At 67.6% G+C, this 26,767-nt stretch carries 23 protein-coding genes and 1 pseudogene; 9 read left to right on the forward strand and 15 right to left on the reverse strand.

What is annotated here, in order from left to right; translation table 11 throughout:
- Positions 1-2: 2 nt before the first annotated feature.
- Positions 3-2,186, reverse strand: coding sequence for a glycoside hydrolase family 9 protein (locus tag OG474_RS32965; RefSeq protein ID WP_405057513.1), 2,184 nt, complete (start codon positions 2,184-2,186; stop codon positions 3-5).
- A gap of 238 nt (positions 2,187-2,424) precedes the next feature.
- Between OG474_RS32965 and OG474_RS32970 the strand changes: the two genes are divergently transcribed.
- The 4 genes from OG474_RS32970 to OG474_RS32985 are packed head-to-tail and all read left to right on the forward strand — an operon-like array spanning position 2,425 to position 6,485.
- On the forward strand, positions 2,425-3,708 hold the full coding sequence (locus tag OG474_RS32970) for an ABC transporter substrate-binding protein (RefSeq protein WP_405057514.1): 1,284 nt from the start codon (positions 2,425-2,427) through the stop codon (positions 3,706-3,708).
- Positions 3,705-4,610: a carbohydrate ABC transporter permease gene (locus OG474_RS32975; protein WP_405057515.1), complete on the forward strand. Its 906-nt coding sequence runs from the start codon at positions 3,705-3,707 to the stop codon at positions 4,608-4,610. The genes OG474_RS32970 and OG474_RS32975 overlap by 4 nt, the downstream gene beginning before the upstream one ends.
- Positions 4,607-5,437 (forward strand): carbohydrate ABC transporter permease, encoded by an 831-nt coding sequence (locus OG474_RS32980; RefSeq protein ID WP_405057516.1) that lies wholly within the window; start codon positions 4,607-4,609, stop codon positions 5,435-5,437. The genes OG474_RS32975 and OG474_RS32980 overlap by 4 nt, the downstream gene beginning before the upstream one ends.
- Positions 5,438-5,480: 43 nt before the next feature.
- Positions 5,481-6,485: a LacI family DNA-binding transcriptional regulator gene (locus tag OG474_RS32985; RefSeq protein WP_405057517.1), complete on the forward strand. Its 1,005-nt coding sequence runs from the start codon at positions 5,481-5,483 to the stop codon at positions 6,483-6,485.
- 234 nt (positions 6,486-6,719) lie between these two features.
- Here the strand turns inward: OG474_RS32985 and OG474_RS32990 are convergent, their stop codons facing one another.
- Positions 6,720-7,217, reverse strand: coding sequence for a DUF3145 domain-containing protein (locus OG474_RS32990; protein WP_132407265.1), 498 nt, complete (start codon positions 7,215-7,217; stop codon positions 6,720-6,722).
- A gap of 208 nt (positions 7,218-7,425) precedes the next feature.
- On the opposite strand from OG474_RS32990, the gene OG474_RS32995 reads away from it, so the two are divergent.
- On the forward strand, positions 7,426-9,876 hold the full coding sequence (locus tag OG474_RS32995) for a right-handed parallel beta-helix repeat-containing protein (RefSeq protein ID WP_405057518.1): 2,451 nt from the start codon (positions 7,426-7,428) through the stop codon (positions 9,874-9,876).
- 267 nt (positions 9,877-10,143) lie between these two features.
- Here the strand turns inward: OG474_RS32995 and fabF are convergent, their stop codons facing one another.
- From fabF to OG474_RS33020, 5 genes are all read right to left on the reverse strand, one after another.
- The gene (gene fabF, locus OG474_RS33000) at positions 10,144-11,379 is read right to left on the reverse strand and encodes a beta-ketoacyl-ACP synthase II (RefSeq protein WP_405057519.1); all 1,236 of its coding nucleotides are present in this window, start codon (positions 11,377-11,379) and stop codon (positions 10,144-10,146) included.
- Between the two features lie 106 nt (positions 11,380-11,485).
- Positions 11,486-11,734 carry an acyl carrier protein gene (locus OG474_RS33005; RefSeq protein WP_132170617.1) on the reverse strand — a complete coding sequence of 83 codons (249 nt, stop codon included), beginning with the start codon at positions 11,732-11,734 and terminating at the stop codon, positions 11,486-11,488.
- Between the two features lie 82 nt (positions 11,735-11,816).
- The gene (locus tag OG474_RS33010) at positions 11,817-12,812 is read right to left on the reverse strand and encodes a beta-ketoacyl-ACP synthase III (RefSeq protein WP_405057520.1); all 996 of its coding nucleotides are present in this window, start codon (positions 12,810-12,812) and stop codon (positions 11,817-11,819) included.
- Positions 12,809-13,732, reverse strand: coding sequence for an ACP S-malonyltransferase (locus tag OG474_RS33015; protein WP_405057521.1), 924 nt, complete (start codon positions 13,730-13,732; stop codon positions 12,809-12,811). Before OG474_RS33015 ends, OG474_RS33010 begins: the two co-directional genes overlap by 4 nt.
- A gap of 78 nt (positions 13,733-13,810) precedes the next feature.
- A complete protein-coding gene (locus tag OG474_RS33020) occupies positions 13,811-15,016 on the reverse strand; it encodes a PucR family transcriptional regulator (RefSeq protein ID WP_405057522.1) in 1,206 nt (401 codons plus the stop codon).
- Between the two features lie 145 nt (positions 15,017-15,161).
- Between OG474_RS33020 and OG474_RS33025 the strand changes: the two genes are divergently transcribed.
- From OG474_RS33025 to OG474_RS33035, 3 genes are all read left to right on the forward strand, one after another.
- Positions 15,162-16,205 carry a PHP domain-containing protein gene (locus tag OG474_RS33025; RefSeq protein ID WP_405057523.1) on the forward strand — a complete coding sequence of 348 codons (1,044 nt, stop codon included), beginning with the start codon at positions 15,162-15,164 and terminating at the stop codon, positions 16,203-16,205.
- Positions 16,202-17,209, forward strand: a complete 1,008-nt coding sequence (locus OG474_RS33030) for a pirin family protein (protein WP_405057524.1) — start codon at positions 16,202-16,204, stop codon at positions 17,207-17,209. Before OG474_RS33025 ends, OG474_RS33030 begins: the two co-directional genes overlap by 4 nt.
- 94 nt (positions 17,210-17,303) lie before the next feature.
- Positions 17,304-17,486 carry a hypothetical protein gene (locus OG474_RS33035; RefSeq protein ID WP_405057525.1) on the forward strand — a complete coding sequence of 61 codons (183 nt, stop codon included), beginning with the start codon at positions 17,304-17,306 and terminating at the stop codon, positions 17,484-17,486.
- 1,738 nt (positions 17,487-19,224) lie between these two features.
- Here OG474_RS33035 and OG474_RS33040 read toward each other — a convergent pair.
- The 3 genes from OG474_RS33040 to OG474_RS33050 form a co-directional block, all read right to left on the reverse strand.
- Entirely contained in the window at positions 19,225-19,752 is a 528-nt protein-coding gene (locus OG474_RS33040; protein ID WP_405057526.1) for a hypothetical protein, read from the reverse strand.
- Between the two features lie 89 nt (positions 19,753-19,841).
- Positions 19,842-21,308, reverse strand: coding sequence for a peptide MFS transporter (locus tag OG474_RS33045; protein WP_405057527.1), 1,467 nt, complete (start codon positions 21,306-21,308; stop codon positions 19,842-19,844).
- Between the two features lie 98 nt (positions 21,309-21,406).
- Positions 21,407-22,246 (reverse strand): SDR family oxidoreductase, encoded by an 840-nt coding sequence (locus OG474_RS33050; protein ID WP_405057528.1) that lies wholly within the window; start codon positions 22,244-22,246, stop codon positions 21,407-21,409.
- Between the two features lie 85 nt (positions 22,247-22,331).
- Here OG474_RS33050 and OG474_RS33055 point away from each other — a divergent pair, with 85 nt between their 5' ends.
- Entirely contained in the window at positions 22,332-22,709 is a 378-nt protein-coding gene (locus OG474_RS33055; RefSeq protein ID WP_405057529.1) for a winged helix-turn-helix transcriptional regulator, read from the forward strand.
- Here OG474_RS33055 and OG474_RS33060 read toward each other — a convergent pair.
- The 5 genes and pseudogenes from OG474_RS33060 to OG474_RS33080 form a co-directional block, all read right to left on the reverse strand.
- On the reverse strand, positions 22,669-23,529 hold the full coding sequence (locus tag OG474_RS33060) for an ABC transporter ATP-binding protein (RefSeq protein ID WP_405057530.1): 861 nt from the start codon (positions 23,527-23,529) through the stop codon (positions 22,669-22,671). The genes OG474_RS33055 and OG474_RS33060 overlap by 41 nt on opposite strands.
- Positions 23,519-24,184 carry an ABC transporter ATP-binding protein gene (locus OG474_RS33065; protein ID WP_405057531.1) on the reverse strand — a complete coding sequence of 222 codons (666 nt, stop codon included), beginning with the start codon at positions 24,182-24,184 and terminating at the stop codon, positions 23,519-23,521. The genes OG474_RS33060 and OG474_RS33065 overlap by 11 nt, the downstream gene beginning before the upstream one ends.
- Positions 24,185-24,245: 61 nt before the next feature.
- Positions 24,246-24,575, reverse strand: a pseudogene (locus OG474_RS33070) (ATP-binding cassette domain-containing protein); the annotation flags it as partial.
- Positions 24,576-24,583: 8 nt separating this feature from the next.
- Positions 24,584-25,672, reverse strand: coding sequence for an ABC transporter permease (locus OG474_RS33075; protein WP_405057532.1), 1,089 nt, complete (start codon positions 25,670-25,672; stop codon positions 24,584-24,586).
- Positions 25,669-26,664, reverse strand: a complete 996-nt coding sequence (locus OG474_RS33080; protein WP_405057533.1) for an ABC transporter permease — start codon at positions 26,662-26,664, stop codon at positions 25,669-25,671. Before OG474_RS33080 ends, OG474_RS33075 begins: the two co-directional genes overlap by 4 nt.
- Between the last annotated feature and the right edge of the window lie 103 nt (positions 26,665-26,767).

Genomic DNA, 26,767 nt, shown 5'->3' on the forward strand with positions numbered 1-26,767 from the left:
CTTTAGGACTCGTCCGCGTACGTCGTCAGCCAGGCCAGCGCGGAGTTCCAGTTGATCGCGACCTCGTTGGTCGAGTACGAACCGATCTCGTCGAGGTAGCACTTCGCCGGGGCGCAGCCAACGAGGTTGCGCTGGGCAACGGGATCCTGCAGCCCCGAGTTCGGTCCACCCGCCAGCGATCCCGGGTACGGCGACGGCAGCGCCGGGTTCAGCGAATGCGCCCAGAACCGGTGGTGCTGGTTGTGGCTGTCCCGCTCCCCGTAGCCGGTCACGTAGGACTGGTTGATCGCGTTCCGCCCCAGCAGGTAGTCCAGCGACTCCAGCGCGGCCGCCTTGTACGACGATCGCCCGGTCAGGTCCGCCGCAACCGCGAGAATCATCGCGTTGTTCGCCGTACCGGAGTTGGATCCCCACACGTACTTGCCGTCGGTCGGCTTGTAGGGGTTCGCGTACCCCTGTGACCGCAGATCAGCAAGGTAGCTGTCGGCAACGGTCGAGATCCGGTGGATCAGCTTGAGTCGCTCGATGATCGGCAACCGCCACGCCACCCGGGCGAGCGCGAGATCCGCCAGCCCCCCGGTCTCCTGCCAGGAGAACCCGTCGCTGGCCTTCAAAACGGTGGTGACAGCGTGCTTGTACGACGACTTGCCCGTGGCAGCGAACAGCTCGGCCGCGGCCCAGGAGAACTCGTCGGTCACCTTCACGTCGTCGTACGCGCCGCCGCCGACGCCACCATCCGGCGCATAGATCGCCGGGTGAGCGGCAGCAGCCTTCCAGGCCGTCTGAGCTGCTGACAGACACCGTGAGGCCAACGCGTGATCCCAGTGGGCGTAGACGCGCGCACAGCGGGCGCCGATGGCGGCGACGTTGAGGGTCGCGGCGGTCGACGGCGGGTAGAGGTAGCGCTGCTGCGGGTCGGCCGCCGGAGCGAGCCCGAGGCCGGTCCACGCCGCGTCATGGATCTTGTGGTGCACCATCCCCGCCAGCGGCTGACCTGCCGGGACCTGCATCCGAAGCAGGAAGTCGATCTGCCACTTCGCCTCGTCGAGCACGTCCGGCATCCGGTTCGCGTTCTCCGGGATCTTCAGCGCGACGCTGCGATCGGACTCCTCGTACAGGTCGAGCAGCTGCCAGGCCGCGAGCGCTCCGTTCACGACGTACTTGCCGTGGTCGCCGGCGTCGTACCAGCCGCCGCGGACGTCGAGGCTGTAGTCGCAGGTCCCCGGCAGACAGGGGACCGAGGTGTCGCCCTTGTTCGGTGCGACGCCGAGGTGACCGGCCGCGCGGGCCCACGCGTCGCCGACGTACTTGGCCTCGATCGGGATCCCGCTGCGGTTGTTGTAGAAGTACTCGAGCGAGTCCTGTCGCAGGGCGGAGTACAGGTTCTTCGCGATGTCGAAAGGCTCGCTGACGTCGTCACCGACGACCAGCATGAAGCCGGTGCCCGTCTTCCGATAGCTGCCGAAGTCGATCAGCTGCACGCTGTCGCCCGACAAGGCATCCGGCCCGTACGGCGTGGTCTTGCCGGTGGCAACCGTCTTGTTGCCCGCATCAACCAGCTTCCAGACCAGGGGAGTGGTCGAAGTCGTCACGTACGTCGCGCGGTGCGGACCGCTGGGCAGATAGCCGAGCTGGTTGACCCGGACCGGTGAGCCGAAGTCCCGTACCCCACCAGGTGGCACGATTCCGCCGGTGACCGAGATGTTGTCCAGACACAACGTGTAGGCCTCGTGCGGGCCGCCGGCCTGGAACGACATCTGACCGTGCGTGTCGGTCACGGGCGAATTGCTGGTGAAGCTGAAGCTCTGCATCGTCGTACCGGCGGTGACGGTTTTGTTCATGACCGTGCCATGCGGCGGCCCCTGCTGCTGCAGGACCGCGGCGAACTTGATCGGCTTGCTCGCCGACGCGTCGAACTTCAGCGTGTACGGCTGCCCCTGCTCCAGCGGTACGTCGTCCTGGCCGATCATCGAGTCCCACGGATTGACCGTGCCGGCCGGGACCTGGGCGCACAGCTTCCCGTCGGCGACCGTCGACGGTGTCGTCGAGCTGGTCCACCACGGCTCCTTCTCGGTCTCGAAGGTCCCGTTCAGGATTCGCTCGTACGGCGGATCGGCCGCGGTGGCCGGGGTGGACGCGACCAGGATCGCGCCGAGAACGGTGAGCGCGGCAGAGCCGGCGATCACGGCCCTGCGTCGAATGGCTCTGTGTCGTCGTGTGGGCATCGAGGGTGCCTCCGGGAGAAGCTGGGAGCGGTTGCAGAAACCGGACGGATCCCGCAGCCAAGTGGCGCCATGGTGCCCAGCCAGTATCGCCGTGTCAAGACTGAGACACGGTCGAAACAGGGGGTTCACAAACGCTGGGCAATCGCTTACCGTCTGCTGGAAGCGCTCCCAGTTTCGACCAGTTTCCCTGGAGGATCAGATGTCGGCAAGGTGGTTCATTCCCGCGCTCGGTGCGGCCGTGGCTCTGGTGGCGGTGACCGGGTGTGGGGGCTCGGGCACCGACGAGGCGGCCGACGGCACGATCACGCTGACCGTGAAGACGTTCAGCCAGTTCGGCTACGAGGACCTCTACAAACAGTACGAGGCGTCGCACCCGGGCATCAAGATCAAGGCCGACAACATCGCCAAGCTCGCCGACTACACCCCGAAGCTGCAGCAGTGGCTGACCGCGGGCAGCGGCGCCGGTGACGTGGTCGCGCTCGAGGAGGGCATCCTGGTCAAGCTGATGGCCAAGCCCGACCAGTTCGCCAACCTGCTCGACTACGGCGCCGGCAGCCTGCAGGCCAACTTCCTGGACTGGAAGTGGAAGCAGGCGCTGACCACGGACGGCTCGAAGCTCGTCGGACTGGGCACCGATATCGGTGCCCAGGGCATGTGTTACCGCAGTGACCTGTTCGCCAAGGCCGGGCTGCCGACCGACCGGGAGAAGGTCGGCGCGCTGTGGCCGACCTGGGACGAGTACCTTGCCACCGGCAAGAAGTTCACCGGTGCGAACACGGGCGCCACCTTCTACGACACCTCGGGCTCGATCTACCAGAACATCCTCATGCAGCAGGGTGACACGACGTACTTCGATCGCAGCAACAAGCTGATCGTCGACAGCAACCCGGGCGTGCGCAAGGCGTGGGACCAGACCATCTCGATGGTCGACGCGGGGCTGTCCGGCAAGCTGCAGATGTGGAGCCCGGCCTGGAACGCGGGCTTCAAGAAGGGCACGTTCGCGACCATCCCGTGCCCGGCCTGGATGCTCGGCATCATCAAGGACCAGGCCGGTCCGGAGAACGCCGGCAAGTGGGACGTCGCCCGGGTCCCGGGGCAGGGCGCGGTCCGTGGTGGCTCGTTCCTCGCCGTACCGGCACAGAGCAAGCACCCGAAGGAGGCCGCCGAGCTGGCGAAGTTCCTGACCAGCCCAGAGGGGCAGACCGGCGCCTTCAAGGCGAAGAGCACCTTCCCGTCGTCGCCGCAGGCCATCGACGACCCGGTCGTCGCCGGTTCGAAGAACGACTACTTCAACAACGCGCCGGTCGGTCAGATCTTCGGTAAGTCCGCCAAGGAGCTGAAGCCGGTCTACCTCGGCCCGGAGAACCAGCAGGTCGGTGACGCGGTCGGTGACGCGCTGACTGCGGTCGAGCAGGGCAAGCTCAAGTCTGAAGAGGCGTGGACCAAGGCTCTGGCCGACGCACAGCGGGCCGCCGGCAAGTGACCCGACCGAATCGCTGGGACCGGTTCGATCTGCACGGATCGCCGTACCTGTTCATCGCGCCCTTCTTCCTGTTGTTCACCGCGTTCGGTCTCTTCCCGTTGCTGTACACCGCGTGGGTGTCGCTGCGGTCCTGGGACCTGACCGGTGACGCCGGGTTCGTCGGGCTGGCCAACTACAGCCGCCTGCTCGGCGACCCGGACTTCTGGAACGCTCTGGTCAACACCCTCGGCCTGCTGGTGCTGGCGACCGTTCCGCAGTTGCTGCTCGCCCTGATCGTCGCGGCCCTGCTCAACCGGCCGCTGAGAGCACTGCTCTTGTTTCGGCTCGGTGTTCTCGCGCCGATCGTCACGTCGGTCGCCGCGGTGGCGATCGTCTTCGGTCAGCTCTACGGCCGCGACACCGGCCTGGTGAACGGCGTACTCGGGCTCGTCGGCGTCGATCCGATCGACTGGCAGGCGAGCAAGGCGACGTCCTGGATCGCCGTCTCGAGCATGGTCAACTGGCGCTGGACGGGATACAACGCCTTGATCTACCTGGCCGCCATGCAGGCGATCCCGCGCGATCTCTACGAGGCCGCGCAGATCGACGGCGCCGGAGCGATCCGGCAGTTCCGCAACATCACCGTGCCGCTGATCCGGCCGGCGCTGATCTTCACCGTGGTGATGTCGATCATCGGTGGGATGCAGCTGTTCACCGAGCCGCTGCTGTTCGGGCAGGGCGACGTGTCCGGTGGCAGTCTGCGGCAGTTCCAGACCATCGCGATGTACATGTTCGAGCAGAGCTTCCAGAACTTCGACTACGGGTACGGCTCCGCGGTCGCCTGGATGATCTTCCTGCTCACCGTGCTGGTCGGCGTCGTCAACCTGCTGATCGGCCGTCGCCTGCGGGGAGGCACCCAATGAGGCAGCAGCGCAATCCACTCGTCTACCTGACCTTGCTCGTCAGCCTCGTGCTGTCGGTCTTCCCGCTGTACTGGTTGTTCGTCGTCGCGACCCGCTCCAACGATGTGGTCGGTCAGTTTCCGCCGCCGCTCGTCCCGGGCGGCAATCTCGGTGACAACATCCAGCGGCTCTTCGGTCCGGAGGCCTCGGAGGCGCACTTCGCGCGCGGGCTGCTCAACTCCGCGATCGCGTCCGTCTGCGTCACGATCTCGGTGGTGTTCTTCTCCTCGCTGGCCGGCTTCGCGTTCGCCAAGCTGCGCTTCCGCGGCCGCAACGCGCTGCTCATCTCGGTGCTGGCCACGATGATGGTGCCGGTGCAGATGGGCATCGTCCCGCTCTACATGGTGATGGTGAAGCTCGGCTGGCAGAACCATCTGCAGGCGGTCATCGTGCCGTTCCTGGTCTCGGCGTTCGGCGTCTTCCTGATGCGCCAGTACGCCGAACGCGCGATCCCGGACGAGTTGATCGAAGCCGCCCGCCTGGACGGCTGTACGACGTTCGGGCTGTTCGTGCGGGTCGTATCGCCGGCCCTGCGCCCGGGCGCCGCCGTACTGGGGCTGTTCACGTTCATGGGGACGTGGAACGAGTTCCTCTGGCCGTTGGCGGTGATGGAGGCGGACAACCCGACCGTCCAGTTCTCGCTCAGCCAGCTCGCGACGCAGTACTACACCGACTACACGCTGATGTTCACCGGGACGCTGATCGCGACCGTGCCACTCCTGCTGGTCTTCATCCTGTTCGGCCGGCAGCTCATCAGCGGGATCATGGACGGCGCGGTCCGGTCCTGATGCCTTACCCTCTATCCACTCCACCAGCTAAGAAGGACCGCCAGTGACGCTGAAACGGCAAGTGACACTCGACGAGGTCGCCGAGCGGGCCGGTGTGTCCCGGTCGGCCGCGTCCCGGGTGATCAACAACGCGCCGCATGTCAGCAGGGCGAAGCGGGAGGCGGTGCAGCGAGCCGTCTCCGACCTCGGCTACGTGCCGAACGCGACGGCCCGGGCGCTGGCCACCCAGCAGGTCGGCGCGGTCGTGCTGGCGATCTCCAGCGACAACCCGCAGATCTTCGCCGACCCCTTCTTCGCCGAGATCGCGGTCGGGGTGGGTTCGGTGCTCGAGGAGACCGAGCTCGAGCTGATCCTGCAACTGGCCACCTCCGAACGCGGTCAGACCCGGCTCGAGCAGATGCTGCGGACCCGGCAGGCCGACGGCGTGATGCTGATGTCGATGCACGGTGACGATCCGCTCGCGCAGATCGCCGAGAAGTCCGACGTACCGGTGGTGTTCGGCGGTATGCCGGTGAACTTCGCCCCGCAGTACTACGTGGACGCGGACAACCGTGGTGGTGCGCGGTTGGCGACCGAGCATCTGGTCGCCACCGGCCGGCGGCGGATCGCCACGATCACCGGCCGGATGGACGAGGGCGCGGGCACAGCGCGGTACAAGGGTTATCAGGAAGCGCTCGCGGTGGCCGGGCTCGATGCGCGGCGGGTCGCGTACGGCGACTTCAGCGAGGAAGGCGGTGGTCGCGGGATGGCGCAGCTGCTGGCTGAGTATCCGGACCTCGACGCGGTCTTCGTCGGATCGGACCAGATGGCGATCGGCGCGATGCGCGTGCTGAAGGATTCCGGGCGGACGATTCCTGGGGACGTCTCCGTCGTCGGCTTCAACGATGTCGTGCTGGCGCGGCACACGGAGCCGCCGCTGAGCACGGTCAGTCAGCCGATCCAGTCGCTGGGGCGCGAGATGGCGCGGATGCTGCTCGCGCTGATCGCGGGGGAGTCGCCGACTCCGCTGATCCTGCCGACGCGTTTGGTGCAGCGCTCGTCGAGCTGAAAACACTGCGGACGCACGAAGGGCGCGGATCCTGTCCCGAGGATCCGCGCCCTTCACGTGGTGCGGCCGCTGTTTGTGAACACCGGGGGTGTCCCGACACCCGGTGGCCCAGCGGCCACGGCCCCTCCACCCTTGTGGAATGTCTGATGCTCACTCTGCCCGAAAAGTTCGGGGTCTGTCTGTACTCTTCAAAGCTTTCTTCTCAAGTTCTCAGGAACCCTTGAGGACAAGGGCTCAGACCACCTGATGGAGCCAGCGAACCGGAGCGCCGTCTCCGGCGTACCGGAACGGTTCGAGCTCGTCGTCCCACGGTCGGCCGAGCAAACGCTCGACCTCCTCGGTCAGATCGGCCTCGCCGGTCGCCGCCTTCAGCATCGCTGCCTTCAGCCGCTCCTCGGGCACCATGATGTCGCCGTGCACCCCGGTGGTCGCGTGGAACACCCCGAGCGTCGGCGTGAACGAGTAGCGCTCGCCCTCGACGCCGTTCGTCGGCTCCTCGGTCACCTCGAAGCGCAGCTTCTGCCAACCGCGCAGAGCTGATGCGAGCTTCGCCGCCGTGCCGGCCTCGGCCTGCCATGACAGCTCCGCCCGATACGTGCCTTGTGCCGCGGGCTGCGGCGTCCAGTCGAGTTTCACAGGCACACCAAGTACGCCGCCTGCGGCCCACTCGACATGCGGACACAACGCTGACGGCACCGTGTGGACGTACAAAACGCCACGAGTCGTCGCCACCGGGACCTCCTGTGTTCGAGGGGCGCCTTCCCCAGCGATCTCGAACGCAACTCTGGCCATCCCAGCAGAGCAACTGGGTCCATCCTGCACCACGACCCCCTCAAACACCAGTAACCTCGCCATGTCAACCACATCACTGCTGTGTCGCAGCCTTCGTGCACGCTCGAACAGGTGGCGGGCTGCCGGGCGCTTTGTCAGGGTGCGGGGCATGAGACGCCTCGGAGTGCTGGCTCTGCTTGTTCTGTCCGCCCTGCTGGTCCCGACTACCGCCGACGCGGCGCCGGCGGCCACTTATTACGTGGATCCGGCGGGGAACGACGCCGCGGCCGGGACGAGTGCGACCACGGCGTGGCGGAGTCTGGCCAAGGTGAACGGGACCACGTTCGGGCCGGGGGACCGCATCCTCTTCAAGGCGGGGGCGCGCTGGACCGGCCAGTTGTGGCCCAAGGGTTCGGGTGCCGCCAATGCGCCGATCACGATCGCGTCGTACGGGGGAGATGCGCGGCCGGGGATCGACGGCGCCGGCCAGGTGGGCGACACGGTCTATCTGGAGAACCAGCAGTACTGGGACATCACGCGGCTCGACGTCACCAACGACGCGGCCGCTCAGGCCGAGCGGCGCGGGATCCGGGTCCGCAACAACAGCGGCGGCCGGTTGGCCGGCATCCACATCTCCGATGTCGACGTCCACCACGTGAAGAACGAGCTCGGCCGGTACTACGGGATGAACGCCGGGATCGCGGTCGTCGCGGACCTGCCGTCGTCCGCGTGGAACGACGTACGGATTACCAGGAACACCGTGCGGACTGTCGAGCGGATCGGAATCTTTGTCGGGCCGACCGAGCAGACTGGCAACCTCGCCGACTATCCGCACTTCCCGAAGTCCAACGGGGTCGAGATCGACAACAACCTCCTGAGCGACATCGGCATGGACGCGATCCTGACCTTCGTAACCCAGTCGCCGGTGATCCATCACAACAAGGTGAGCGGGCATTCGCAGCGTCGTTCGGTCTGTGGCGGGGACGGGCGGTACTGCAACGGCGCGTCGGTGGCGATCTGGATGGCCGAGTCCGATGGCGCGCGGGTCGAGTACAACGAGGTGTCCGGCGGCGGGGTTCGTGGCGCCGAGGGGCGTGACGGGCAGGCGTACGACGTGGACTGGGGATCGGACGACGTGACGCTGCAGTACAACTACAGCCACGACAACCGGGCCGGCTTCCTGCTGGTGACGCGGGGGACGGTGACGGGTGCTGGCATCCCGGACGGCAACAACGTGGTGGTCCGGTACAACGTGAGCGAGAACGACGGCTATTGCTTCGTCTGCTTCGGCCTGGAGGCGTTCAACGCGCCGAAGCCGCTGCGCTTCGAGAACAACGTGGACTTCGTCGGCTCGGCCACCGAACGCACCCAGTTGCTGTCCGACCTGAAGGATCCGAACGGCTTCATCGAGTACCCGTTCACGATGACCAACAACATCTTCGTCAAACTCGGCGCCGCCCTGAAGCACCCACCGACCCAGGCCGGCGTCTTCCGCGGCAACGTCTTCGCCGGCCACCACGACCGCCCGCCGTTCGACCCCGACTCGCTGACAGTGCCGCCGCTGTTCGTTGCCCCTGGCACCTTTGACGGCTATCGCGTGCAGACCGGCTCACCGGCCCTGGGCAGCGGCGTACCGGTCCCTGACCAGCCGGCTGTGGATCTCTACGGCAACCCGATCGGTACGACGCCCCGCGGCGTGTACGCCGGTCCCGGCGTCGGACCGTCTGTCGCGGGGAACCTGGTGGCGAAGGCGCAGCTGGTTCCGTCCAGCACGTTGGAGAACTTCCAGTGGTCGTCGTACGCAGCGTCGGACGGAACGCGCGGCTCGACCCCGCTCACTCTCGGCTGGACGAGCAACAACAGCCTCGGTGTGGATCACGCCGAGTCGCTGGAGGTCCGCCTCCCCAGTCGCCGCTACTTCGACACCGTTGACCTTTACCCCCGCAGCGACCCGGGCCACGAAGGCCAGGGCTTCCCCCGCAGCTACACGGTCTCAGCCTGGAACGGCTCGTCCTGGGTACAGGTTGCCTCGCGCAACGACCAGCCGTACCCAGGCACCGCCGTCCAGCGCGTCACCTTCCCCTCGCAATGGACCGACCGCCTGCTGATCACCGGCTCCTCGCTACGCTCCAACCCCACCGACAACAACGCCTACCGAATGCAGCTCGCGGAGGTAGAAGTCCGCAATGCGTCCGGCCCTCAGCTCACCGCGTCCAGCTCCTACGAAGCCCCCGGCTCCGGCTGGGACCTCCTCAACCTGCTCGACGGCGCCTCCACCGGCTGGTCCTCCAACAACCAACTCAGCACCGACCACTCGGAGTCCGTCGAACTGTCCTACCCCACGGCCCGCACCGTCAGCAGCATCACCCTGACCCCGCGCACCGACGCCCCCAACGCCGGCTACGGCTACCCGGTCGACCTAACCCTCGAGTCCTGGACCGGCACCACCTGGCAGCCCCTCCTCACCCGAACCGCCCTCCCACGCCCCACCACCCCGCAGACCTACACCTTCACCCCCACCACAACCACCCGCCTCCGCCTCACCGCCCCCAAACTCCGCCCCAACCCCAATGACAACAACACCTACCGCCTCCAACTAGCCGAACTCGCTGCCGGCTGATGTCGGCAAGAACATGAGGTAGTCCGCCCCCAGCCCACCTCCCACGCTCATCCGCCGCCCGCTACCCCCACCACTCCATGTCCTTCCCGACGGCATGACCTGCCGAAGGACAGGACGTATACGCCCACTGAGCGCCGGCCGCCGGGCTGGCGGAGCGTGCGGGGGCGGGTAGTAGGTCTCTATGTCCTGTTCTTAAGCAGGTCCCGCAGACGTGACAACGCCCGCTCCGCCCTCAGGATGGGGTGGAGCGGGCGTGTGGGTGCTGGATCAGATGGTTTTGAAGGCGATGGCGGCGTTGTGGCCGCCGAAGCCGAAGGAGTTGTTGAGGGCGGCGAGGTCGCCGTCCGGGAGTTTGCGCTGCTCGGTGGCGATGTCCAGGTCGATCTGGTCGTCGAGCTTGTCGAGGTTGATGGTCGGCGGTACGACGCGGTGGTGCAGGGCGAGCACGGTCGCGATCGACTCGACCGCGCCGGCGGCGCCGAGCAGGTGGCCGATCATCGACTTCGGGGCGGTCGCGATCGCGTGGTCGGCGTCCTTGCCGAGGGCGAGCCGGATCGCCAGCGACTCCGCGATGTCACCCTGCGGGGTCGAGGTCGCGTGCGCGTTGATGTGCATGATGTCGGCCGGGGTGAGGTCGCCCTCGGCCATCGCCTTCTCCATCGCCCGCCGCGCACCGGAACCGGTCGGGTCGGGCTGCGCGATGTCGTGACCGTCGGCGGAGATACCGGCGCCCGCGACCTCGGCGTAGATCTTCGCGCCGCGGGCGACCGCGTGCTCGTAGGACTCGAGCACCAGGACACCGGCGCCTTCACCGAGCAGGAAGCCGTCACGGTCCGCGTCCCACGGACGGGAGGCGCGCTCGGGCTCGTCGTTGCGCTTGCTGAGCGCCATCATCTGGCTGAACGCGGCCAGCGGCAGCGGCATGATCGTGCCTTCGGTCCCACCGGCCAGTACGACGTCCGCGCGGCCGAGCCGGATCTGGTCCAGGCCGAGCGCGATCGCCTCGTTTCCGGAGGCACAGGCCGAGACCGGGGTGTGCACACCGGCCTTGGCGCCGAACTCGAGGCCGACGTACGCCGCGGAGGAGTTCGGCATCAGCATCGGGATCGCCAGTGGGGAGACGCGGCGCGGGTTCTTCAGCAGCGCGTCGTAGTTGGACAGCGTGGTGTGCAGGCCACCGATGCCGGTGGCAACGGCCACGCCGAGCCGCTCCTTGTCGATCCCCGCGTCCTCCAGGCCGGCGTCGGCCCAGGCCTCGCGAGCGGCGACGACGGCGAGCTGGGCGTTCCGGTCGAGGCGGCGGGCCTTCACGCGCTCGATGACCTCGGTCGGCTCGACCGCCACCGGGGCGGCGATCTGGACGGGCAGGTTCTGCACCCAGTCGTCGGTCAGACGGCGGGCGCCGGATCGACCGGCCAACAGGCCTTCCCAGGAGCTGGCCACATCGCCGCCGAGCGGGGTGGTGGCTCCGAGCCCGGTGATCACGACTCGGGTCTTCGACATCTGTACCTCATCCTTCACGAGATCTAGGGGTTAGCGGGAGGGCCGGCCGGTGGTGCTCATCGGTTCTGAGCCCGATGAGCACCGGCCAGCACAGGGACGGCTGAAATCAGCCGTTGAGGCCACGCTCGATGAACGCGACCGCGTCGCCGACGGTCTTCAGGTTCTTGACCTCGTCGTCGGGGATCTTGACGTCGAACTTCTCCTCGGCGGCCACGACGACCTCCACCATGGAGAGCGAGTCGACGTCGAGGTCGTCGGTGAAGGACTTGTCCAGCTGGACGTCCTCGACCGGGATACCGGCGATCTCGTTCACGATCTCGGCGAGGTCGGAACGGATCTCTTCGGTGCTGGCCATTACGGTGTTCCCTTCGGATGTACTGACGTTTGATTCAGCCGGTGCAGCCACCTGAGCTACCCCGGACAACTATGTCCGACCGCTAGGGCAGTCGAATAACCTGGGCGGCGTACACGAGGCCCGCGCCGAAGCCGATGACGAGCGCGAGGTCGCCGCTCTTGGCCTCGCCGGCCTCGCGCATCGCGGTGATCGCGAGCGGGATCGAGGCGGCGGACGTGTTGCCCTGCCGCTCGATGTCGCGGGCGACCTTGACGTGCTCGGGGAGCTTGAGGGCGCGGCGCATCGCGTCGGTGATCCGCATGTTCGCCTGGTGCGGCACGAACAGGTCGAGCTCCTCGGCCGGTACGCCGGCCACGTCGAGCGCCTGCTGCGCCGTCTTGGCCATCTCGTACGACGCCCAGCGGAAGACCGGGTTGCCTTCCATCGTGAGGTGCGGCCAGTTCTGGCTGCCGGCCGCCTCCTGCCACGACTCCTTCTGGCTGATCACCGCGTGCTGGGTGCCGTCGGAACCCCACACCACCGGGCCGATGCCCGGCTCGTCGGTCGGCCCCACGACGGCCGCGCCCGCACCGTCGGCGAAGATGAACGCCGTACCGCGGTCGTTGCGGTCGGTCAGGTCGCTCAGTCGCTCGACGCCGATCGCCAGCACGTACTTCGCGCTGCCGCCGCGGACCATGTCACTGGCCAGCGCGAGGCCGTAGCAGAACCCGGCGCACGCCGCGGAGACGTCGAACGCGGCTGCGGTCGGGGCGCCCACCTCGACGGCGATCCGGGTCGCGATCGCGGGCGTCTGGTAGAGGTGCGTGACGGTGGAGACGACGACGCAGCCGATCTGGGCCGGGTCGATGCCCGACTCCTTCAGCGCGTCCTTCGCCGCCGCGACCGACATCATCAGCACGGTCTCGTCGTCGGAGGCCCAGCGGCGCTCCTTGATTCCCGAGCGGGTCTGGATCCACTCGTCGCTGGAGTCGATCTGCTCGACGATCTCCGAGTTCGGTACAACCCGGCGCGGCCGGTACGACCCGATGCCGAGGACTCCGGCGTACTGCGCTCCACCTGGTGCGGAAATTGCCGTCATACGGAGGCTCCATGCTTCTCGACGAACGCGCGGGCGTCATCCAGCTGGTCGGGCGTCTTCAGGGCGAAGGTCTCGACGCCCTTGAGGTTGCGCTTGGCGATACCGACCAGCGTGCCCGCCGGCGGCAGCTCGAGGATGCCGGTGACACCGAGCTCGGTGAAGGTCTGCATGCACAGGTCCCAGCGGACTGGGGAGTTCACCTGGGCGACGATCCGCTGCAGCGCGTCCGCGCCGTCAGTGACGACCTGGCCGTCGCGGTTGGAGAGCAGCTTGGTGACAGGCTGGCCGGTCCCGATGGCGGTCGCATACTTCGCCAGGGTCTGGACGGCCGGCTCCATGTGCTTGGTGTGGAACGCACCGGCCACCGACAGCGGGATCAGCCGGGCCTTCGCGGGCGGGTCCTCGGCGAACGCGGCCAGCTCCTCGACCGTGCCGGCCGCGACGATCTGGCCGGGGCCGTTGTCGTTGGCAGGCGTCAGCCCGTACTCCGCGAGCTTCGCGAGCACCTCGTCGCGGTCACCACCCAGTACGGCGGTCATCGAGGTGGCGGTCAGCGCGGCCGCCTCGGCCATCGCCTTGCCGCGCTCGCGGACCAGGACCATCGCCTGCTCGACGGTCAACGCACCGGACAGGGCGGCGGCGGCAAGCTCACCGACACTGTGACCGGCCAGCGCACCGACCTGCGACGGGTCCGTGAACAGCGCGGGCGCGGTGGCCAGGCCGGCCGCGACCAGCAGCGGCTGCGCGATCGCGGTGTCGCGAATGGTGTCGGCATCCGCCTGGGTGCCGTAGTGGGCGAGGTCGAGACCGGCGACCGCGGAGAGCCAGTTGAGCCGGCTCTCGAAGGCGGGATCGGCCAGCCACGGCTCGAGGAAACCTGGGGTCTGGGCACCCTGACCGGGTGCGACGATGACGAGCACGTGACCACTCTCCCTGTTCCGAGCCGTTCGCGGGCCGGAATGCAGCACGAATTCTGACCGGCCCTGTTTGTGGAGATCCTACAAAACGGTGGTTCCCGGCTCCGGATTGAGCAGGCGGCCGATGGCGACTGCGACACGCAGGGTGAAAGCGTCGCGGGGATTCAGCGGCTGGTACCCCGTGAGATCGGCCACACGCTTCAGCCGATACCGGACAGTATTGGCGTGGATGAACATCGTCCGGGCCGTCGCCTCGATCGAACCACCCGAGTCCAGGTACGCCGAAACGGTGTCGAGCAGCACGCCCTCGCCCACGGTGAGCGGGCCGTAGACGTCAGTAGCAAGCTGCCGGCGGGCATGACCGTCTCCGGAGAGTGACCGCTCGGGGAGCAACTCGTCGGCCTGGACCGGTCGCGGAGCCGTCGGCCAGGCCGGTACGGCGCGGAGTCCGGCGACTGCCGCCCGGGCCGAGGTCACGGCCGCCATCAGGTCTTTCACCACTGGTCCGACCACGATCGGGCCAGGTCCGAACCAGTGGGCGAGCCTTTGTACGATCTCCACAGGTTTGCTGGTACCGCCGAGCACAACCACCAGCCGGTCACCCTGGATCGCACACAGAGCGTCAGCACCCGCCTCGCGGGCAGCGTGCCGAACGGCGTCGGCCACGTTCGCATTGCCCTCCGCCGCCGGCGCGCGCCCGACGACCACGGCGACTTCGGCGGATCCCGTCGTACCGGCTGCTCCGGTCCAGCCCAGCGCGGACGCTCGCGAGCGGACCGAGTCGTCGGCCTCGCCGCGGATCACCGAGTCGACCACGAGCGCTTCGAGCCGCGCATCCCAGGCTCCCCGCATCTCGGCGGCCTGCGCGTAGATGGTCGCGGCCGCGAACGCGACCTCGCGGGCATACCGCTGCATTGCCCGCTGCACCGCCGGTACGTCGTCCGGCGGCAGCAGGTCGTCGATCGCGGTCTCCATCATCTCGATGGTGGTCCGCACGAGGTCGACCGTCTGATGCAACGAGATCACCCGGGTGAACTCGCGCGGCGCGGACCCGAAGATCCGGGTAGGCATCGACGAGTGCTCCTCCGGATCGCGGAACCAGTCCACGAACGCAGTGATCCCCGACTGCGCCACCAGCCCGATCCACGACCGATCCTGCGCCGACAACCCCCGGAACCACGGCAGCTTCTCGTCCATAGCCGCCGTAGCAGCCGTCGCCAGCGCCCCCGTCTGCCCCTGCAGCCGATCCGCCCGCGCCAAATGCGCCCTGGTCTCCGCCTTACCCACCCCCCGACCCTAGCCCTACGACCCCCACTCCACCGCGAACAATCTGATGGGTTCCCCCCATCAGATTGTGGGTTCTGGACTCTCATGGGGGTCCAGAACCCGCCACCTGATGGGTCAACCCACGAGATAGCGCGATGATGGGGGAATGAGTGACAGTGCGGGTGTGGCGGCGGCGGTGGAGGCGTTGCGGGCTATTGGGTATTACCTGGAGCGGGATCGGCAGCCGACGCATCGGGTGAAGGCGTATCGGCGGGCGGCGGACACGATCGAGGGGTTGCCGGCGGCTGAGGTGCGGGCGCGGCGGCGGGCGGGGACGTTGACCGAGTTGCCGGGGATCGGGCCGAAGACCGAGGCCGTGATCCTGGAGGCGATGGACGGCGCGACCCCGGCGTATCTGACCAAGCTGGAGGGTTCCGCCGGTGAGCTGACCGAGGCCGGTACGGCGATGCGCGCGGCACTGCAGGCCGATCTGCACCTGCACTCGGAGTGGTCCGACGGGGGAAGCCCGATCGAGGAGATGGCCCGTACGGCGCATCGGCTCGGGCACAAGTACATGGCGCTCACCGATCACTCGCCGCGTCTGACGGTTGCCAATGGTCTGTCCCGGGAGCGCCGGTTGCAGCAGCTCGATGTCGTTGCCGAGCTCAACAAGAAGCTGTCCAAGGAGCTGGACGGCTTCACGATCCTGAACGGGATCGAGGTCGACATCCTCGACGACGGTTCGCTGGACTGCGACTCCGAGATCCTGGCCCGGCTCGACGTGGTGGTCGCCAGCGTGCACTCCAAGCTCCGGATGGCCTCCGAGCCGATGACCGAGCGGATGGTCAAGGCGATCGCCAACCCGCACGTCGACGTACTGGGGCATTGCACCGGCCGCCTGATCACCGGCGATCGGGGGACCCGGCCCGAGTCCGACTTCGATGCCGAGGTGGTTTTCGAGGCCTGCCGTCAGTTCAACACGGCGGTCGAGATCAACTCCCGCCCCGAACGCCTCGACCCGCCGAAGCGCCTGCTCGCGCTGGCCGCCGAGATGGACTGTGTGTTCTCCATCGACACCGACGCGCACGCTCCCGGCCAGCTCGACTGGCAGGTCTACGGCTGCGAACGCGCCGAGGGTGCTGAGATCGCGCCAGAACGCGTCATCAACACCTGGGACCGCGACGAACTCCTCGAATGGACGGCATCATGAGCGATCTGGAGAAGGACCCGGCCGAGGTCGTCTGCACCGGGTCCGATCAGGGACCGGTCTTCGAGCTGCTCGAACCGCGTGAGGTGGTGCTCGGCCGGTCCACGAAGGTACGGCGATTGCTGCCGAACAAGAACCGCCGAATGGTCGGCGCGTGGTGCTTCGTCGATCACTACGGTCCCGACGATCTGAGCCAGCGCGTCGATTCGTACGACGCGCCGGGCGAGCAGGGGATGCTCGTCCCGCCGCATCCGCACACGAGTCTGCAGACGGTGAGCTGGCTCTTCGAGGGCGAGATCGAACACCGCGACAGCGTCGGTTCGCATGCGTTGGTCCGGCCCGGTGAGCTGAACATCATGACCGCAGGTAACGGCATCGCGCACTCCGAGGTGTCCACTCCTGACACTCCGCTGCAACTGCATGGGGCGCAGCTCTGGGTCGCCTTGCCTGACTCGGTTCGCACGACGACCCCGCCGGCCTTCAACGCGTACGCCGACCTTCCGCAACTGGACCTGGACGGCGCGCGCATCATCGTGATGATCGGGACCGTTGCCGGCGTTACCTCCCCGGCTCCGGCCTACACTCCGTTGGTCGGTGCGGACGTCACGATCCAGGCTGGCCGGTCGCTGAGCCTGCCACTGACACCTTCCAACGAGTACGCCGTACTGGTGGTCGACGGCGCGCTGACCGTCGGGGATCTCACGCCGGGCTTCGGTGAACTCGCCTACCTCGGCGCCGGTCGCGAGTCGGTCGACTTGGTTGCCTCTGACAACGGAGTTCGCTTCCTGCTGCTCGGTGGCGAACCGTTCACCGAGGAGCTCGTCATGTGGTGGAACTTCATCGGCCGCAGCCACGAGGACATCGTCGAAGCCCGCGACGCGTGGCAGGCCGCCATCAGCACCGGAGGGTCTGAACGCTTCCCGATGGTCCCGGGCTACGAAGGTGACCCGCTGCCAGCCCCGCCCCTCCCCGGCACCACCTTGAAGCCCCGTCCCCGAGCACGCTGACCGCGCTACCCGATCACGCCGTACCGCCGTCCGATCGTGCACGAACGATCCCGGTCGGTTGTTCCGCGCTGCCGTCGCGTCAACGCTGGGATTCGTGAACTCAGGCAAACTGTTCCGCCGGATCGCCGGCGTCGTCGCGGCCCTGCTGATCGCCGCGACGCTAGGCGCGGGCATCAACCACGCGAACTCCGCCGGCCCCGTCGATGGCCGCCCGACCAGCATCGACGCCACTGCGTTCAACCGGTCGCCGATCCCCGGTCGCATCCGGGGGGCGTGAACAGGAAACGGTGGGCGTGAACAAGGTAGGACCTGTTCAAGGCCCCCGCCGGGTGTGCGCACCCCCGAGTTATGGCCGGGACGAACCCGCCGGCCTCGTCGGTGGCGGCCGGATCAGCATCGACGCCACTGCGTTCAACCGGTTGTCGATCCCCGGTCGCATCCCGGGGGCGTGAACAGGAAACGGTGGGCGTGAACAAGGTAGGACCTGTTCAAGGCCCCCGCCGGGTGTGCGCACCCCCGAGTTGTGGCCGGGACGAACCCGCCGTGTACGCCGCCACCCGCATCCGATCTGCCTGGTTGGGAGGTTTGCGGTGATCTACTGCCACCCAGCGGCAGTAGATCTCCACAAAGATGGGTGCAGCAGGTGCTGGCAGTTCCACCTCCTGTGCCTAGCAGAAGCCCCGCCTCCCCGAAGGCGCTCGTCCCATCCGACCATTCGGATCCGGCCGACGACGTACGCACTGGTTGCTCGCCGCTGCGGCCGGTTCTACTGAAGCGGTGTGGCTGAGGCGGTCAGTGGCTGGGGGTGGTGGTGCGGTTGGTGACCGAGGTCCTCGTTGCCTGTGGCTGACGGGCTGTGGTTGCGCCCGACGATGAGGAGGCTTGGCAGGTGATCCGTCGCGGGGGTTGAGGTCTTCGGCTGGTCAGTAGCCCCTCCGCCCCGAAGGCGCTCGTCCCATCCGACCGCTCGGATCCGGCCGGCAACGTACGCGGTGGCTGGTCGCCGCTGCGGCCGGTTTGATTGAGACGGGTGGCTGGGGTGGTCTTGGGCTGGGCCGGATGGTGCGGTCGGCGACCGAGGTTCCCCGTTGCCTTCGGCTGACGTGCTGTGCTTTCCGCCGACGATCAGGAGGCTTGGTGGCTGACCCGTCGGGGTGGTTGCTGCCGGCAAAAGCAGTTGGCCAGGGGATGCCGTCGGCGAGTGGACCCTCTGTGCTGCCCGCGAGTGAAGCCACCGTGCGGTCGGCGAGTGAAGCCACCGTGCTGCCCGAGTGAACCCTCCGTTCCGGCCGAGTGAACCTACCGTGCCGGCCGCGAGTGAAGCCATCGTGCGAGTGTGAGGAGTGGGGCGTCGAGTGTGAGGAGTAGGTCGCCGGAAATCGATATCCGGCGGCACGGTCCTCACACTCGGGTGCTGGCTGCACGGTGGCTTCACTCGGCGGGGGCGGTGATTGGCGGACTGGGGAGCCTGACCTGCCGAGTCGGCCAGTAGAACTCCCCAGATCCCGCTGGCCCGCTGGATCCGCGCCGCCACTGGCGGCCGGAGACATCAAGCGGGGGCCGGAGACACCGAGCGGGGGCCGGAGACACCGAGCGGGGGCCGGAGACCTGTGGCAACAGGTCTCCGGCCGTCACAAGGTGTCTCGCGCCACCAGTGGTGGCGCGAGACCGGCCGCCTGCCCGGTTTGTTGGCCGGTACTTTTTTCTGGGGATAGCAACCGGAACGTACCGACTACCGTCACCCTGCCGACCCCAGCCGTAGCCCGGAACCTCAAGCAACCGGAACCTCGGTCGCCGGGCTCGCCATCCCCCTCAGCCGTAGACCTGCTCAGCCACCCGCCTCAGTAATACCGGCCGCAGCGGCGATCAGCCACCGCCGACCTCGCCGGCCGAATCCGAGCGATCGGATGGGACGAGCACATTCGGGAAGGCGGGGTTCTTGGCTAGCCCGAGAAGCCACCGCAATCGACGAGCCACCGCCGGGTGCACCCGGCCACAGTGGTTGACCGGCCCAATCACACCAAGGCGTGGACACGGGTGTCGGTGCGGCGGCGGTGGTAGGACCAGGTGACGAGTAGGAGGGCCGGGCCCCAGAGGTGGAGGAGGCTGTAGCTGCCGACCATGAGGTATTGCCAGAAGGTGCTGGTGAAGTAGAGAGCGCCTTCGGTGTAGAGGTTGTGCATGGTGAAGGTCCACATGGCGATCAGGGCCAGGCTGCCTAGGGTGGCGGGGATGACGGCGGCGTACGGCGTGACGCGGCGGCCGCCGATCAGGGGGATCCAGCGGGGGACTCGTTCGCCCCAGGGCTGGACCAGGCCGAGGCTGAGTAGGGCCAGTGCTTCCAGGAAGAGCGACAGGCCCAGGACATAGAGCTTGGCGCCGAAGCCGGTGACGTAGGTCGGTTGGCCGGTGGCGTCGAGCATGCCCATCGAGGAGCCGAAGACCAGGCCGATGCGCCACAGGCTCGAGGGCAGTACGACGAACGGGATCGCGTGGGCGAGACGGTAGGCCCAGCGGGGGACGGGGCGGTCGGTTGCTTCCATGGTTCGAGCATCGACGTTTGCGGAGGGAAGGGCCTCACCCGCGGGAGTGAAGCCCATCCCTCTGTAGAGCCTCAGCCCTCTGTAGAGCGTCAGTCCTGCTTGGTGTGGCGCTTGATCCAGGGCGCGAGGAAGTAGAGGACGAGCGCGAAGGCGATGGTGACGATTGCCAGCCCGCCGAAGTAGGCGGTGTCGGATGTGCCTTCCGTGGCCTGCACGAGTTGGGCGGTGATGGCTTGGCCGGCCGCGGGGGCGAGGAACCAGAGCGCCATCATCTGGCTGAGGAACGCGCGCGGAGCGAGGACCGTGGTTGCCGCGAGGCCGACAGGGGAGAGGAAGAGCTCACCGAGGGTCTGGATGACGTAGACGACGACCAGCCAGAGCGGGGACGCGAGCTTGGCGCCGGCGACGTTCGAGGCGAGCGCCATCACGGCGAACGAGATGCCGGCCAGCAGCAGGCCGGTGGCGAACTTCTGGCCGATGCCCGGGCCGCGATCGCCGAGCTTGATCCAGATCACCGCGAAGACCGGCGCCAGGATGATGATCGAGAACGGGTTCACCGAGGCGAAGAACTCCGGCGAGATCGTGGCGCCGAACAGGTTCAGGTCGGTCCGGTCGACGGCGAACGAGGTCAGCGTGGTCGCGGCCTGCTCGAAGACCATGAAGAACAGCATCGCCGCGATGAACAGCGGGATGTACGCGCGCACGCGCTGCCGCTCGACCGGCGTCACCAGCGGGCTGCGAAGCAGCATGGTGAAGTAGGCGATCGGGGCCAGGAAACAGAGATACGAGATCGCGTCGACGACGGGCTTCGGCCCGAAGCCTCCGGACAGCCAGGCCGACAGCGAGAACACAACCACCAGCAACGCCAGTACGGCGACAGTCACCTTGATCATGCCCGGTCGGTCCGCCGCGGTGAGGGGGTTCGGCGGGGTATCTCCGCGGCCGTGCAGAGTACGGCGGCCGAGCACGTAGGCGATCAGTGCCAGCGTCATACCGACCGCGGCAGCCGCGAACGCGACATGGAAACCGAACTCCCGGCGCAGGAACCCGACCACGAACGGCGCCGAGAACGAGCCGATGTTGATCCCCATGTAGAAGATCGAGAACGCCGAGTCGCGGCGCGCATCGCCTTGCTCGTAGAGGGTGCCGACCATCGTGGACACGTTCGGCTTCAGCAGACCGGTGCCGAGGGCAACCAGCGCGATCCCGAAGTACGCCGTACCGGTCGCGGGCAGTGCCAGCAGGAGGTGGCCGGCAACGATCACGGTCCCGCCGTACAGGACGGTGCGGCGGGCGCCGAAGACGCGGTCGGCGAACCAGCCGCCGAGCACCGAGAGCAGGTAGACCGAGGCGCCGTAGATCGAGACCACGGCCTGCCCGAGCGACTCACCCAGGCCGAGGCCGTGCGCCTTGTCGGTCAAGTAGAGCAGCAGGATGGCGCGCATCCCGTAGTAGCTGAACCGTTCCCACAGCTCGGTCGTGAACAGCGTCATCAACCCACGCGGATGCCCGAAGAAGGTCTTCTCCGGGCGCTCTGCCGACTGCGATACCGACACGGTCCACTACTCCCTGCTGAACTTGTTGGCAAACGCACCGACCGTAACGCGTCAGTACGACCTCTCGCCAGCCGGAGCGCGGGCGGGTGCGACCGAAGTCACTGGAAGGCGGCGAGGTTGCGCTCGGTCCAGTCAGCAAAGGAACGCGGGGCGCGGCCAAGGACCCGCTGCACGTCGGGGCTGATGCGCAGTTCGGCGGCATTGGGAGCGCCGAGGATGTCCAGCGTGTCGTCGGCGAGCTCAGGCGGCATCTGGTGAGTCATCGCCGCCTTGGCCTCAGCACGGCTGAGGTCATGGAACCGTACGGCGGTGCCCAGCGCAGCGGCGATCACGGACGACTGCTGGTTCGGCGTGATCAGCTCTGGCCCGGTCAGTTCGTACACACCACCGCTGAACTGGTCATCCACGAGACAAGCCGCGGCGACCTCGCCGATGTCGGCCGGGTCGACCAGCGGCAGCCCGACGTCACCGAACGGCGCCGCGACGACTCCTTGGGTGCGAATCGATTCGGCCCACCACAAAGCGTTCGAGGCGAAGCCGCCCGGCCGCAGGATCGCCCAGTCCAGGCCGGACTCCCGCAGTACATCCTCCAGGGCCTGCATGGCGATCCGCGTCTCGCCGAACGGTCTGGTCGAAACGCCCTGCGAGGAGAGCAGCACCAGCCGCCGTACCCCCTGAGCCGCCGCCAACCTGATGAGATCGGCCGGGTTCGCGCCGGCAGCGTGGAGATCGCCGGACAGCAGCAGGAACATCGCTTTCGCCCCGGCCAACGCCGGCTGAAGGCTCGCCGGCTCGGCCAGATCAGCCGTCACATGCCGAACCCCATCCGGTACGGCGGCTGTGCGCCGCGAGACCGCGGTCACCTGCTGCCCGGCCGCGGCCAGGGTCTGCGTCAACGGCCGGCCGATGTTTCCGGTCGCGCCAGTTACTACGATCATTTCGTGCTCCTCGTGTCGTTGTGGAGAGGACGCTAGGAGCCGGGCTTACCTTTCGTAAGGACGTACCTGCAGGTAAGCTCCCCACGTGGATGAAGGCGTGCAGGTCACACCGGTCGAGCCCGGGCTCCGCTATGAGGTGTTTCACACCGACTGCCTGGCGCGTGACGTGGTCGATCACGTCACCAGCAGGTGGGGCGTCTGGGTGCTGATCTCGTTACGCACCAACGCGCTGCGCTTCTACGAACTGCGCGAGAGCATCCACGGCATCAGCGAGAAGATGCTGTCCCAAACGCTGCGCGTCCTCGTCCAGGACGGGCTCGTCTGGCGCGAGGTCGAGCCCACCACCCCGCCTCAGGTCACCTACGGCCTGACCGACTTCGGCCGTGAGATCGGCGAACCCCTCCGCGAACTGTTCGACCGCATCACGACTCGACTGCCTCAGGAGTACAAGCCGGTCTCCTGACCCGGCGCATCCGCGGGTCCGGGACCGGGACCGAGGCCAGCAGGGTTTGGGTATAGGAGTGCTGGGGTTGGTCGAAGAGGTCTTCGGTCGTGGCCTCCTCGACGACTTTGCCGTGGTACATCACGGCCACGCGGTCGCACAGGTGCTGGACGACCGACAGGTCGTGGGAGATGAAGACGTAGGTCAGCTCGAACTCGTCTTGCAGGTCCTCGAGCAGGTTGAGGATCTGACTCCGCACGGAGACGTCGAGCGCGCTCACCGCCTCGTCCGCGACCACGAGCCGCGGTTGCGTGACGAGCGCCCGCGCGATCCCGATCCGCTGTCGCTCCCCACCGGAGAACGCATGCGGGTAGCGCCGCATCAGCTCCGGTCGCAGGCCGCATCGGCGGAGCGCGTCGGCGACCCGATCGACCAGTGCGCTGCCGCTCGCGAGCTTGTTCACTACGAGCGGCTCGGCGACGATCTGCTGCACCGTCATCCGTGGATTGAGGGACGAGTTGGGGTCCTGGAAGACGGTCCGGATCTCCGTCCGCAACGGCCGCAGTTCGGCGCGCGACAGTACGGCGAGGTCGACCTCCGAACCGTCGGTACGGCGGTAGTACAGCTGCCCGCTCGTCGGTTGGTACGCGCGCAGGATGCATCGACCGAGTGTGGTCTTCCCCGAGCCGGACTCACCAACGAGTCCGAGCGTCTCACCCCGCCGTACGGCGAGGCTCACGTCGTCGACCGCCTGCACCGACGTTCGCCGGCCGAACAACCCCGACCCGCTGGAGAACCGCATCGACAGGTTCTCCACCCGCAGAATCTCCTCACTCGACATGGGTCGGCTCCGGAAGCTCATGCCCGTCGCGGATGCTCTCGGCGGTCGGGTAGTGCACGCACCGCACCTCCCGCTCCCCGTCGCCGACAGCCGGCGGCCAAACCCCGCTAACGTCCGAAGCTCCGCGGTACGTGGTCGGCGTGTTTTCGGACGTTGCGGCACAGATATCCGGTACGGCGTGGTCGCAGCGGGTGCGGTAGGCGCAGCCGGTGGGGCGTTGCTGGGGGTGGGGGACCTGGCCGCGGATCGTGGGGAGGCGGCGGCGGACGCGGCGTTCGATTCGGGGCACGGCTCGGAGCAGCGCGCGGGTGTAAGGGTGCCGGGGGTCGTGGAACAGGGAGTCGACATCGCACTCCTCGACGACCGTGCCGAGGTACATGACGGCGACCCGATCGGCGAGTTCGGCGACGACGCCCAGGTCGTGCGTGATGAAGAGCATCGCCATGTCGCGCTCCTCCTGCAGCGAACGCAGCAGGTCGAGGATTTGCGCCTGCGTCGTCACGTCCAAGGCAGTGGTCGGTTCGTCGGCGATCAGTAGTTGCGGACGGCAAGCAAGTGCCATCGCGATCATCGCGCGCTGCCGCATCCCGCCGGAGAGCTGGAACGAGTAGGCGTCGATCCGCTGTTCCGGCTGCGGGATGCCGACGCTGCGCACTCAGCCGCTCGTGCAGGAGCAGCGTCTCCATCAGTTGCCGGCCGATCGTGTGCACCGGGCTGAGCGCGGCCATCGGTTCCTGGAAGACCATGCCGATCTCTTTGCCCCGGATCCGCCGCATCGCCGTACCGGCGGGGTCCAATGCCGCCAAGTCGACACGGGAAGCGCCGCCGGGCGGTTGGTAGTGGATGCTCCCGGCAACGATTCGTCCGGGCGGATCGACCAGCCGCAGGATCGAGCGCGCGGTGACGCTCTTCCCGCACCCGGACTCGCCGACCACGCACACTGTCTGGCCGGGTTCGATCCGCAGGCTGACGTCGTCGACCGCGCGCACCACACCGTCGGCGGTGGCGAAGTGGGTGCTCAGCCCGGAGATCTCCAGCAGACTCATCAGTGGCCTCACGACTCGTAGGGGTCGGCGGCGTCGCGCAGCCCGTCGCCGACGAAGTTGAGTGCCATCACCGCGATCACCACCGCGACCCCGGCCGACAACAGCCACGGCGCCGCGGTCAGCACCCGGATGCTCTGCGCGCTCCCGAGCAGCACGCCCCAACTGACCACCGGTGCCTGCAGCCCGAGGCCGAGGAACGACAGCGCGGTCTCGCCGAGGATCATCCCCGGTACGGCGAGCGTCAGCGACGCGATGATGTGGCTGGTGAACGCCGGGAGCATGTGCCGTCCGACCACCCGATGCCAGCGCGCGCCGTCGAGCTCGGCCGCCAGCACGAAGTCCTCGCCCCGGATCTGCAGGAACCGGCTGCGAATCACCCGCGCCAGCCCGGTCCACCCGATCAGCGAGAGGATCAGCGTGATCGCGAAGTACGTCTTCAACGGACTCCACCCCGGCGGTACGGCGGCGGCCAGGCCGAGCCAGAGTGGCAGGGTTGGGATCGACATGAAGAACTCGATCACCCGCTGCACGATCCCGTCGGTCAGCCCACCGAAGTACCCCGAGATCCCGCCGAGCAGCAGGCCGAGGATGAGGGCGGCAGCGACCCCGATCAGGCCGACCGACATCGAGATCCGGGTTCCGTAGATCAGTCGGGAGAACTGGTCGCGTCCCTGGTCATCGGTTCCCAGGAGATGGAACGGCGCATCGGTGCGACTCGTGCTGAACAGATGCCGATCGGCTGGGATCAGCCCCCACAGCTTGTACGAATCACCCTTCGCGAACAGGCGAACGCCGTACCGCTGAGTCTTGTCGACGGTGTAGTCGCGGAGCAGCGTCTCCGGGTTCGGCGTGCCCTGGTAGCCGTTGACATAGAGATGCGGGCTTGAGGTGAGCGAGACCTTGAGCAGTTGAGGCGGCGCGAAGGCGCGGTCGGCGGCGTAGGTGTCCTGTGCGTGCGGAGCGAGGAACTCGCAGAAGACGGCGACGAAGTAGATGAAGCCGACGATCCAGAGGGACACCACCGCGAGCTTGTTGCGCTTGAAGCGGCGCCAGACCAGCGTGCGTTGCGAGGCCAAGGCCAGCGTGGGTTCGCTCATCCGACGTACCCGACGCGGACGCGTGGATCGACGACTGCCAAGAGGAGGTCGGAGAGAAGCGTGCCGATCACGGTCAGGATGCAGGCGATCAGGATGATGCCACCGGCCAGGTACATGTCCTGGCTCTTCAAGGCGTTGAGCAGCAGCGGGCCGGTGGTCTCGAGGCCGAGCACCGTCGCTACCAGGACCTCGCCGTCGAAGAGCGCGGGGATGGTCCAGCCGATGGTGGCGATGAACGGATTCAGCGCGACCCGGGTCGGGTAGCGCATCAGCAGGCGTCGCTCGGTGAGACCGCGAGCACGAGCGGCGGTCACGTACGGCTTGTGCAGCTCGTCGAGGAGATTCGCCCGGAGGACCCGGACGGTGCCCGCGATCCCGCCGGAAGCGAGCACGAGCACGGGCAACCAGAGATGGCCGAACAGGTCGAGCAGCTTGCCGAGGTTCCAGGCCGCGCCCTCGAACTCCGGCGAGAAGATGCCCGACACGGTCCGCCCGAACAGTTTGAACTGCAGGTAGACCGCGGTCAGGGCGATCAGGAAGCCGGGGATCGCGAGGCCGAGGAAGCTCAGCGTCGTGATGACGTAGTCGAGTTTCGAGTACCGCCGAGCCGCCGAGTAGATCCCGGCCACCAGCGCGATACTCCACCCGACGATCCAGGTGACGAGCCCGAGCCCCAAGGTCAGTGGCAGCCGCTCACCGAGCAGAGTCGAGACGGGCTTGTTGTACTCGAACGACGTACCGAAGTCGCCGTGCAGCACGATGTTGGTGATCCACCGCCAGTACTGCTCCAGCGGTGAAGCGTCCAACGCGTACTGCTGCCGCAACGCCACCAACTGCTCAGGCGGCAGCGACTGCCCCTGCGCCTGGAACTTGGCGACCACCGTGGTCAGGTAGTCGCCCGGCGGCAGCTGGATGATCAGGAACGACACCAACGAGATCAGTACGACGGTAGGCAGCATCGCGAGCACTCGACGTACGAGATAGCCGCCCATTTAATGCCTCCTCAAGGAACGTTCGGCACCTCTAGCGGCGCCCCAGACGCCCGCTGGCGGCGTTGTCGTCGTCGCGAGATGCTCCGCATCGCTCTCCTCCTCC

The sequence above is a fragment of the Kribbella sp. NBC_01505 genome, from assembly GCF_045040285.1.
In the GTDB taxonomy this organism is placed as follows: Bacteria; Actinomycetota; Actinomycetes; order Propionibacteriales; family Kribbellaceae; genus Kribbella.